We start from the raw sequence: 10,854 nt of genomic DNA, 5'->3' as shown, positions 1-10,854 counted from the left end.
TCTTCGGTAACGCCAAGAATCTTGCAACGCACCGCGCCACGATGGTTGATGTCATTGCTTCCGCCGACAACCAATCCGATATAGTCTTTATCTGGCAGCTGATTAAACATTACTTCTTCTCCGATTCAACGTTGCATGCCTTGGCGATATTTTCAAGCTTTTCGCTAGTAGGTTTGTAGCCTTCAATACCAGTGGACTTCGAGCCGAGCATCAATATGGTCATGTAGTCCGCAGACTGGTTCGGAATCTCGTTACCGAGGGCACCAGCTTGCGTCGTGCCTTCCTTGCGGATTTTCTTCGCAAGCACGATGTACTCGTCGGTATAGTTCATGTCTGGGCCGCCGTTGCTTCCGTTCCTAGTGACCTTCAATGCACGAACACACACAGTACTACCGACGGCTGGGCCGATAGCGTTGTAGACACCGATAATCATTATCTTGCTGTATTCGGCATATATACGGTCACGGATCATCTTGGCGACCGGATAGGACTTGTGCGTATTCAATGGGAAATAGTCGACGACCATCATCTCACCGAACACGGCGTTCTTGTCATCGACGCCATATTCCTTACGAGCAGACGCGCTGTTCTTCGCACCATAGCTAGTCACAACGTTGTCAAAGCATTCGCCGCCGCACTTGGAGACATCGGCCTTACCTTCGGACGTGACATTCGAGAACACCACATTCGGGAAGATTTCCTCGATGCGTTCACCCTTCTTGTTAGAGCGTTCCTCATAGCCATAAAGCCACAGACGGCTTCCGGTATTCGGATCGGAATACTGTACGCTATTAGTAGATGCCAAGGCATCTTGAGAATAAATGAGCGCTTGCGGCTTGCTGGTCTTCGAAGACACGCCCAGCGACGAGAATACAATCTTCTGCGAAGCCTCATCATAAGTCCAGAACAAATAGTCACCATTGAGCGCCGAATGCTCGACGGTATGAACCAGCATATCTTCGAGGTTCGCGTTAGTGTATCGCCAAGTCATCGTATCGGTCAATCCAGACGCATTCGCCATCACCAAGTTGGTATAAGGAATCTGCTGGTCATACGATTTCAGAACATCTATCATGGCATCAAGGCTGGTGCCAGTAATCGCCATCGTCTTGCGCTTGAGCGTTTCCTCGGTCGCGCACACCCACGTAACGGTCAGCTTGGTAGTAGCTTCGTTGACCATAGTCATTGTAGCGTTCAGCACATAGAACGAAAAACCCTTGCCGTCGATTTCTGGAATGCCAGTATTGAGGAACATGAAGTGTCCGTAGCAACCACTCTCGACCTTGTAATTGGCGTCGTCGGTAATCATGACCGAGAAGTTTCCTCTCGGCATGCCGTTCATCGGTATCGCCATTTCCATCGAATTGACGGTCGATGCGTCAAACGCTCGATCCTTGATGGTCAATGCAACGCTAAAACTTGGGCCGACGCGATTAGCCATTATTCATCCTCTTTAAGCTCATTGTACTTTCCGTACCAGTCAACGACGCTGTCCGGAGAAGGAAGTACATAGTTTCGATCGCCAACGGCCTCCGTGATGACTCCGTTGAACGGCTCGCTATAGCCCATCCAGTCGTTGTCACCGAGCACGACGGCTTCCTTCGCCTTCTTGAATTCCTCTTCCAGCTCGTAGTCGCTATACCCCTTCAAAATTAGTTCATTACGGATGCTTTCATCGACCGGGCGGATAGTGCCCCTCAAGGCCATCGGATTGCGTATCTGGTTGGCTGCGGCGAACGCCTTGTACATCGTCGGTGTTCCGTACAGATCGCCGATCACGCGGTCGAGACGGCCATTCTTCACCATAGGCAAGTTGAACATGCCAGCATAGGTGAATTTATCGTCCCTTATTCTAGGAAACTGTTCCTTGGCCATATCCTACCTACCTTTTCTTGTTCTTCGACGGATTGTTATTCTTGCTGATGCCACCGTCGTTCTTGTTCTTGCCAGACTTTCCATTCTTGCTCGGATACTTGATGAACTGGCTGAACACCTCGTTACCAAGAATAGAGATAAAGTCCTTGGTCGGGCCCGGCTGCATCCAGTAGGACACTTGAACCTCGGCGTTGATGAATACTGGCAAGTGCGTTCCATCCGGAGAGATGAACTGTTCGTTGCTGGCTTGAATCCTAACGCTGTTAATCACCATCGGCTCGAAGTCGAGGTAGTGACCGATGCTCACGCGCACCGGAAGCGGATTAGCAGTAATCTCGCCACCGAAGAAAGTATTTAAGTTGTTATAAATGTCGACGCCGCTACCAAGCACCTTGTTGATGACATCCTTGACGCTACCAGTTTCAGCCTTGCCGCTATTGGACGAAGACGATTTGCCTTCCTTGTATGACGAATCGCCGCTAGAAGATCCAGACGTTATGTTGTTAATCATCTTCTTTGCGCCTTCCACCATCTCGCTACCAGCATTTACCAAGCCGTTGATCATTTCATTCACGATGGCTTCGCCTTGCATATCCATCGGACGCACGTAGGTCATCATCACGAGTCGCTTCAAAGACTGGCGGCACATATCCTCTTGTTCTGGCAAGTACCATCGGAACTTCAACGGAAGCGTAGCGTCGATCTGGGCACCAGTGAACTTCTTGATAGTCATGCTACCAGTGCAGTTGTTGTTGACGCCAGACAGTTCCATACCAACTTGGGCGACACTTTCGATACCGCCGAGAACACTGTTGGTCGTGCGAGAAATCGCCGAACCGATGCCAGGAATAGCACCGAGCAAGCCAGCGTTTCCACCGCCACCAGTAAGAATAGTATTCATTCGAGCGAAGCCGCTCTTGTTTCCGGTCGGCTCGTTCCAGCTGGCCTTCACGCTGAACGAAGGGCCATTTCCAGTATCCGCGTTGAGGATACCGTAAAACGGTTCGTACATGTCGTAACCGCTTTCGAGGGAGATAGCGTCAAGCATGGTCTCGCGGAACGTATCGAGAGACTTCTGAAAGCCTCCCATGTATGCGCGGCGAGCCTCGCCGTCCAATACTTCGATACGGCACACGTTCGGCTTCGGAAGACGCTTACTCATCTTCCCAGTAGTATGACCTATTCGCTGTACATATTTCTCATAACCAGTGGCCATCTATTAACCCCCAAACAGTTTACCGTTCATAGCCTCGGCAGCTTCCTTGGCGTTCCTTGCGTTAGCCTCTTGCACTTCCGGACTCAACGTGGCTTCCTTCATGCCTTCCTTTACGCCTTCCTTGATAGCGTTCAAGCGATCGGCTTCGGACATCGGCTTTTCGTCCGGAAGGTTCGGAACAACAGTCGCCGTAGGAGACTTGCTATTTTCCATAGATCCAGCGGCCTTCGGAACATAGAGAGCAGCAGAGTGACCGAAGCCACCAGCAGCACCGCTGACCGTCTTCACGCCAGCGGCGTCGTAACCAAGACCCTTATTATAAGCATCAGCAACTCGGCGAGTAGTCTCAGTCTCGTTACCGACAAAGTTCTGGACGTTGGCCATAAGACCAGTACCGATACTGATGTCGTTGGCGTCGCGTCCCTTCATAAACCCAGAGCCAGCGCCCTTCAAGACACCGCCGATTCCCTTACCAGACTGGGCAGCCGCAACGGCTCCACCAACCGAGTTCACGATTTCTGGAATGAGGAGAGTATCGGCGAGCGTATCGACAAGGCCAGCACCAACAGTAGACATCACGTCAGTAACGCCACCACCAGCCTTAACTACCTTGTACGTATTCACCGCCGTATCGGCAATACCAGCAGCCGCTTGGATCAACGGGAACTTCTTCGCGAGCTTCGCGCCAGTCTTGGCCGCGCTTACGGCAGCCTTAACGACACCAGAGTTGGCAACCGCCTTCGCGGCGACCTTGGCACCAGAAGCGACGGCCTTACCAGCGCTCTTGATAGCAGAGCCAGCCGCCTTCGCAGCGCCAGAAATCTTGCCACCAATACTCGTAGCCATCGACTTGAAGAAACCACCAACCTTGCGAGCAGTATCGGCTACCTTACCAGCAGCCTTACCGACAGCGCTTTCCTTGATACTCTTCATCCAGTTGCTCAACATGCTCGTAAAAGACGACTTCAATTCACCAATCTTCGACACACCGTCAGTAAACGTGGACTTCAGCTTCGACCCAAGTTCACTAACCTTCTTAATACCGCCAGAAACCGCATTCTTCAACTTTGTACCAAGTTCGCCAACCGTCTTACCGATCTTACTATTACGCAGCTTGTCCCAACCAGCCTTGATGCCGCTGGCGAAGGACTTGCCGACAGTCTTCCACATTTCGGCGAACTTACTCAAATAACCAAAAGCAAAACCAACAGCACCACCAGCGAGGGCGGCAAGGAACTCAGCCAAACTTGTAGAGCTGTCACCGCCGTTATTCGTGGAGCTGTTCTTTCCTTCGAGATACATGTCGAGCGCACGGCTCAACTTAGGCATGACTGGACGAGCCGCCTCCTTGTAGAGACGGTCTTCTTCTGCAGCTTGCGCCTTCTTGTTAGATTCTTCGTAGTTCTCCTTCTCGACCGGGACTGGAGACGTCATGGCCTCTTGATAGCCTTGGCTTGAGTCTACTGGAGATGGAGTAGGAGCTTGTGCGGAAACGGAATTATTCGCAACCGCGAAATTCTTGAACGCGCTACCGACCGTACCAGTGTTCATCGGAGTCGAAGAAGTCAGCGTCATTTCGTTCGATGAGGCGGTAGCTTGTGAAGCGAGCGAACTGCCCACCATCGGGGAACCTTGCTGCGTATTCATCATCGACAGCGACTGGCTCATAGAAGCGAACAGTTCGGTGAGCTTGTCTTGGTTTTGTCGCATGGCATCGATATTGTCGGAAACCTTGGACATAGGATCGGTTTCCTGTCCTTCGCCAACAACCTTGACATGCTGCGCAAGCATTGCCTCGTGTTCGGCCTTCGCCGCCTCGATGGCATCACGTGCGGCCAAGGCGCTCATGACGCCTTCAGACACCCCTTGCTTCAAGAGGTTTTCGAAGCTCTGCGTCGATACATTTGATAATGTCTTAGCCATGGAACCACGATATGATTAACTATTGCTAGTTTATCAGTTCATAGGCACAGAAAAAGCCGGATTTCTCCGGCTTTTCTACATCATAGGCATGGAACTCAGTTCCGTTTCCGTTTCGTCGTCATCCACGTGGTTCAAGGCGTTGTACTTCTCGATGCAGTAGTTGAGCAGTTCCTTGAATTCCGGGAAGAACATCTGGTCGCAATCGTGACAGCTGTTGTGCGTCATGTCTGACACGATGCACTTACAGCGCATAAGGTCACGATAATCATAGACCGGAAATATAGACGTCGAGACGAAAGGGATAAGGAATGGTGACCTCCTTCTTACAGAACGGACAAATTATCTTTGCGGTAATATCCGTCGTAAGCGAGGCTCCGTCGACTTCGTCCAAGAAGTGCTTGGCGGCTGCGTAGCCGAGGTTTCCGAGATAGTTGATCTTGTCCACGATGTTGTCGATACCCTGGATTTCCACGATAACGGCAGAGTGGAGAAGGACTTGCATCTCGAACGGCATTTCCTTTCCGGTATCCTTCAGATACTGGGCCAGCGTCTCGTTGACGATTTCTTCGTGGTAGCGACGACGGAGATATACGTCACACTGGCGGCCATCAGCAAGATAGAAGGTGTAGCATCCGTTTGCATGCTTGGCTACAATCTCGCGCAAGTTTCCACGGATCTTGAAGTCCATGTTGTTGAAGAAGACTTGGATCTTCTTGTAGTCCTCTGCGGTCTGGGCGACCTCGCCACAATCTGGACACTTGTACGGTTCCCACTTGTCTGTAGGCGGCACGTAAGGAAGCGGGTCTTCGATAGTGGAAGCCCTCAACCAGTGCATCATGTAAGCCTCGTCGCACTGGAGCACGTTGGAGGCGTTGAAGCCGTCATCCCAACCGCCGTTGATGCGACGTTCGAACAAAGTATTGACCGTCGTCGTGATATTCTCGTTGTCCATGTGGTTCAACATGAGAATATCCATGAAGGTCAAAGACTGGCCCATGAACGGAAGGTCATAGAGCATACCTTCGGACGGAAGTCCACGAAGGTCACTGAAGTTCGTGACTTCGTTTCGAGGGAACACATGCTGTTGCCGGGGCGGCTCTGCAATTTGTTGACGCGGCAACTCGACCATCACTGGCTTAACAATCTGCGTCGGCTTTTCAGTCTGCTTGGGAGCGACGGTCGGCTTCGGCTGCTGTTTCGGTAGGACGGCGGCATCATCATAACGAACCTCACGAGGAGGCTGTCTGAAGTTCGGCGTGAAGTTCTGAACTGGCGCTTGAACTGACTCGTTCTGCGGAATGTCGCTCAGTTCGACCATTTCGGTTTCTGGAGCTTCGTCTTCCGGAGCTTCCATCAATGACTGCATGTAGCTGTCATAGCCCACTTGGTTCATCGCGGCATCGTTGATCGGAGCCTCCTCGACTGGTTCCTCGACAGCTTGCTGTCTCAACACTGGCTGGATCGGCTGTGCTGTCTGCACTGGAGGCGCGGTCTGGATAGGCTGCTTCTTGACAAGACGCTGCTGCTTGACCATTCCTTGCTTGGAGGCCATTGTCTGGGCAGCTTCGTGAAGTCGCTTGTTGTTCTCGCGCATGATTTCTGCTGGATCACGGTCAATCGCTAGACCGTGATTGTTTGCGATACTTTGCTTTGCGCTCTGAATAAACGCCCTAGTCTGTTCATCATACTGGGGCATTGCGTTAGCTGTCTGTACGTACGGTTTCTTCGGCATTCTCAACCTCGTCTGGTGGACGATCATCTTCGGCCACTCGGTAAATGTAGCGTGGCCCGTGATACGGTTTATCATTTGAAAGCACAAGGTCAACAGTCTCGCCGCCGTTGCTCAAGCACATACCTTCCGCAATCTTCTCTGCGGTTTCGTATTCGGCGTAGCTAGGGCGAATAAAAGAAGGAGCCTCTACGGAGAGGTCTTCGTAGTTGGCTCCCTTTTTGAAACTGGTGACGTCGTATTTTACGACCCAGTAGCTCATTGTTTCTTTTCCTTCTTTTCTCGCTTGGCCTTTTCAGCCGCCGCCTTTTCGGCCTTCTCGCGTTCCTTCTCGGCCTCGACAGCGGCCTTGACCTTGGCTGCGTAGGCGTCGGAGAGCGTGTGGCCAAGCATTGCGTGGAAATAGCCGCCGATGATCTGTTCAGAAGATACCGTCTTCTGCTTTAGTAGTTCGCGCTGCTTCTTGTAGGCTTCGTCCCAGTTGACGCAGATTCTCCAGCGTTCGATCAAGCTCTTGATCGCTTCTGGCGTATCCGTGTTGCTGAACTGGAGGTTGGAGGCCACGCAAATGTGGTTGGCAGCAGTGAACGGAGAGCCCTTCACGCCAGCGATAGTCACCGCACCTTCGGCGACGGCGAGAACGTTGTCCGTATCGGCGTTGCAGAGTTCGTACGGATTGTTTTCGATGTCGTCAGGAATACAAGTGATGACAAAGTCAAAACCCACGTCACGCTCAATAGCCATTGTCGACGAGAAGTTGTTGAAATCCACGACTGGGCTTGCCCAGTGCTGGATTGTCGTAACTTCCGGTTCGGAACCGTCCGGAAGCTGCTGCATCTTCTTGTAGATTTCCTTGGTCAAGCTGCCGACAGACGACACGGTAATCTTGTAGTCCTTCGTCACATTGTTCATCATGATGAACTTCTGGACGTTCATAGGAATAGTCGTACCCTTGATGAGGATCTTGGGACGACGGATTGTCGTGGCGTAATGAGAAGCACGAGCATTGATACGGTGCAACGGATACATCGTATCGTTCACGAACGTATTGATGACGACAACGTCCTTGTCTTCCGGGATGAGGTTGCCCTTCTTGAGAACCAGCATCATGTCGGCAGTCGGCACGACGATTTCGTCTGCGATGATCATTGCGTCTTCGACCATGCGAGCGGTGAACATGTTGACCTGGCGGCCAGCCGGGGCGTCCCACACGAATTCGTCGAGAGCGTAGATCACACGCAAGCTGAGGTTGCGCATAATGCGGCGCTGCTTGCTTTCAGCTTCGAGGTCTTCGACTCTTGCATTAGTCGGAACTTCCATAGCGCCGCCGCAGATTTCGTCTTCGTAGGCTTCAAGGGTGCCGTTGAGGCTATGGATGAACTTCGGATTGGTCACATTGTCAATCCAGAGTACGTTGTACTTGTGCAAGTCTGGCTGTTCGCGTAGGAATCCGTTACTGGTCATGGTCGTGACGGTAACGTCGGCCATGGTACGGTACACGTTCTTGAAAAAGTCCAAGGCGGCGTAGCCACGAAGCGGAGAGAGTCGAGAATTGCCGTCAGAAACCAACAAGATGTGGAAAGCCAACTTCTTCTCGGTCTTGTCGTTAAGGATGTCGTTAATGCGCTGATCAATCTGTTTTTGGAAATCCATACGAAATTCCTAATGAATGTTCTCTTTTGAATTTTAAATTACTTTATTTTCGCGTTGTATTCCTTGAGATATTCAAGGGCAATTTCCTTCGCATCTTCGCCAGTAGAGAGTTCTGGCAAGATCTCCGGATGCTTTTCGAGGTAAAGCTTCGCCATGCCGACGGAATCGGTAGTCATGAGTTGCCTTGCTTCCTCCTCGGTCTGCGGCGTATCGGCTTCGCCTTCCTCGGCTGGGTCTTCGCCGTAGTACACAGTTTCGATGTAGATAGGCTTCTTGTCCACCAGATAGCCCTTCAAGTTCGCGGCATCGTCATAGGTGCGCGTCTTGTCGGTAGAATAGCGGACGATGCAGTTAGACATGTCACGGTTGAAATCTGGGCCCAGTTCCGTATCTACGACGTCGACGAAACTCGGAGAAATCGCATTCTCGACAAACTCCAGTTCGCCAGTCTCGTCGTCATAGATGTGGTATCCAGCCGGGATGCCGACATGGCCAAATGTCTTCTGGAACGGAGTACCGACGTAGCAAATCGTACTGTAGTCGTCACCGATGACCGAGCGGCAGTGGTAGTGGCCACTGATAGTCAGCTTGGCAGCGTTCAAGAAGCGCTTGGGATCGAAGCCAGCAGTTGATACCGTCTTGGCTTCCATCTGGGCACCAATCATGTCGAAGTGGCCTACGATGATGTTGTCGTCAATGTTGCCACGAGACATCTTGACGAGCCACTTGTTCACGCCGTCAATCTTGTCCTCTTGGATCCACGGAACGAAATACCACTTCTTCGTGCCGATGCTAGCGAAACCAACCTTGTCGATATAGACATTCACGTTCGGCAAGTTTTCGATAAAGCGAATCTGGCACACGTCTGAACTGTTGTCATAGAGCATGTCATGGTTGCCAGCGACCACATAGCAAGTGAACTTGGAAAGACGTTCCTTGAAAAGGCGGTAAACCTTGTCCATCACGTCGGATGCGATGAACCTACGGTTGTCGAAAATGTCGCCAGTGAACACGACGGTATCTATGCCACGTGACTCGAAGTCGGCGATCATCGACTCGACAATCGCATGCTGACCCTTCGTAAGTGCGTTGGTAATCGGTGCCTTTGCAGTCGTAAATCCGTAGTGCAAGTCACCTACAATTCCGATTTTCATTGTTCTTCCTTATTCTCTATCTGCTTGGTTTCTACGCCGATGCGAGCAAGCTCACGCGCCTCGACTTCTTGGCGAACCTTATCTTGAATATTGGCCTCATTCTCCTTAGTCCAATGGGCGATAATCTTGTTGGCCTGTTCGGGGCTGAAATCAAACTCTTGTTCAGTGACATCGAGTTCGCCAGACTGAATCTTCTTTTCGATGTAGCGGTCGTTCTCTTCGCGAAATTCCTTGGTCATCTTGTTCAAGTCGGCAAGGGACTTCGTGACGGCGGCGCACATGCTTGCGCAAGCGGCCCACTGCTTGTCGCTTGGGTCGATCTGGCCTTTCAGCTGTTCGTACATGTAGTTGAGCAAGTTCTTCTGCATGTCGTACAGCTCGTGCGCTTCCTTACGGATCTTGGCGCGGTCGGCCTTCAAGACTTCGTCGTCGATGTCCTCGGCATCACGAGTGTCAATACTTTGTTCCTTAAATGTAACCATTTCTGCTTGCATTGCCAAGGACTTCGTACGCGCAATAGCGTCCTTCGAAGCGGCAAGAGCTTCCTTCGTAGAGCCTATAGGAAGCTGCAGAGTCTGTTCCAGCGTCGCAAAAACGTTCTCGTCATCTTGTTTCTTGGACGGCTGGATGGTAGCGTCTATTGAAGCCGATGCGGCTGATAGGTCAAAAAACGATGTAGGATTTATTTCACTCATAACGATAAAATTACTTCTTAGTCTTGATCGGTCTCAAGATACCAGTTTCCATACCATACTTGGCCGCGTCGACGATGTCCTTCACATTGCGAGGGAAGTATCTGACTTGTTCTTGGCATTGCTCCAAAAACTCCACATACAGCTTCTGGTTCTCGTATTCCTTGCGTATGTCAGACAGATTGGCGTCGCCGTCAACCATAATTTCAATACCCTTTTGGGTCGGTTGCCACGCCATGCGGTTTTCGCATATATCCTTATACACGGCGCGACGTTTCTGATTGAAAGTTTCCTCGAATGTACGAAGCTTCATCTTCTCTTGTAACAACAAACCGCAAAGTTCGATACCAGCCTCGCCCATGTTAATTGAGGCATTGTTAATCATCTTGCCCAGATCATAGTCGCCGTGTTCGTCAGTACAATCCAACGTCCTCATGAAATAATCACGAAGCGTTCTGATATGTTCGTTCTTGTCGGTTTCTTTATACAGTTCACTTTGCGCGTTCATACAATACCTACCATCAAGCGAAAATATAGTTTAGGTATGTTTGAATTTCAAATTCACAAAAAACGGCCCCTTTCGAGGCCGTTTTTCACATTTTCCCAGCTTTA

11 protein-coding genes are annotated in these 10,854 nt (G+C 51.0%); all 11 read right to left on the bottom strand.

Translation table 11 applies throughout. The features are described from left to right. Positions 1 to 109: 109 nt before the first annotated feature. A complete protein-coding gene (locus ACJMM9_RS10510; RefSeq protein WP_405326543.1) occupies positions 110 to 1,441 on the bottom strand; it encodes a hypothetical protein in 1,332 nt (443 codons plus the stop codon). Further along, positions 1,441 to 1,875: a hypothetical protein gene (locus ACJMM9_RS10505; protein WP_405326541.1), complete on the bottom strand. Its 435-nt coding sequence runs from the start codon at positions 1,873 to 1,875 to the stop codon at positions 1,441 to 1,443. Before ACJMM9_RS10505 ends, ACJMM9_RS10510 begins: the two co-directional genes overlap by 1 nt. 7 nt (positions 1,876 to 1,882) lie before the next feature. Further along, entirely contained in the window at positions 1,883 to 3,037 is a 1,155-nt protein-coding gene (locus ACJMM9_RS10500; RefSeq protein WP_405326538.1) for a hypothetical protein, read from the bottom strand. Positions 3,038 to 3,094: 57 nt separating this feature from the next. Next, a complete protein-coding gene (locus tag ACJMM9_RS10495) occupies positions 3,095 to 5,014 on the bottom strand; it encodes a hypothetical protein (protein ID WP_405326535.1) in 1,920 nt (639 codons plus the stop codon). 75 nt (positions 5,015 to 5,089) lie between these two features. After that, complete coding sequence (locus ACJMM9_RS10490) at positions 5,090 to 5,266, bottom strand: hypothetical protein (RefSeq protein ID WP_405326532.1); 177 nt, start codon at positions 5,264 to 5,266, stop codon at positions 5,090 to 5,092. Between the two features lie 13 nt (positions 5,267 to 5,279). Beyond that, positions 5,280 to 6,746, bottom strand: a complete 1,467-nt coding sequence (locus ACJMM9_RS10485) for a hypothetical protein (protein ID WP_405326529.1) — start codon at positions 6,744 to 6,746, stop codon at positions 5,280 to 5,282. Next, positions 6,715 to 7,005 (bottom strand): hypothetical protein, encoded by a 291-nt coding sequence (locus ACJMM9_RS10480; RefSeq protein WP_405326526.1) that lies wholly within the window; start codon positions 7,003 to 7,005, stop codon positions 6,715 to 6,717. Before ACJMM9_RS10480 ends, ACJMM9_RS10485 begins: the two co-directional genes overlap by 32 nt. Then, positions 7,002 to 8,396 carry a hypothetical protein gene (locus ACJMM9_RS10475; protein ID WP_405326523.1) on the bottom strand — a complete coding sequence of 465 codons (1,395 nt, stop codon included), beginning with the start codon at positions 8,394 to 8,396 and terminating at the stop codon, positions 7,002 to 7,004. The genes ACJMM9_RS10480 and ACJMM9_RS10475 overlap by 4 nt, the downstream gene beginning before the upstream one ends. Before the next feature lie 38 nt (positions 8,397 to 8,434). Further along, positions 8,435 to 9,550, bottom strand: a complete 1,116-nt coding sequence (locus ACJMM9_RS10470) for a metallophosphoesterase (protein ID WP_405326520.1) — start codon at positions 9,548 to 9,550, stop codon at positions 8,435 to 8,437. Continuing rightward, positions 9,547 to 10,245: a hypothetical protein gene (locus ACJMM9_RS10465; RefSeq protein WP_405326517.1), complete on the bottom strand. Its 699-nt coding sequence runs from the start codon at positions 10,243 to 10,245 to the stop codon at positions 9,547 to 9,549. The genes ACJMM9_RS10470 and ACJMM9_RS10465 overlap by 4 nt, the downstream gene beginning before the upstream one ends. A gap of 10 nt (positions 10,246 to 10,255) precedes the next feature. Then, positions 10,256 to 10,750 carry a hypothetical protein gene (locus ACJMM9_RS10460; RefSeq protein WP_405326514.1) on the bottom strand — a complete coding sequence of 165 codons (495 nt, stop codon included), beginning with the start codon at positions 10,748 to 10,750 and terminating at the stop codon, positions 10,256 to 10,258. Positions 10,751 to 10,854 lie beyond the last annotated feature (104 nt).

The sequence above is a fragment of the Fibrobacter sp. genome (assembly GCF_045112255.1).
GTDB lineage: Bacteria > Fibrobacterota > Fibrobacteria > Fibrobacterales > Fibrobacteraceae > Fibrobacter.
The sequence above is the reverse complement of the archived record's forward strand: the minus strand, read 5'-3'. Positions and strand labels throughout refer to the sequence as shown.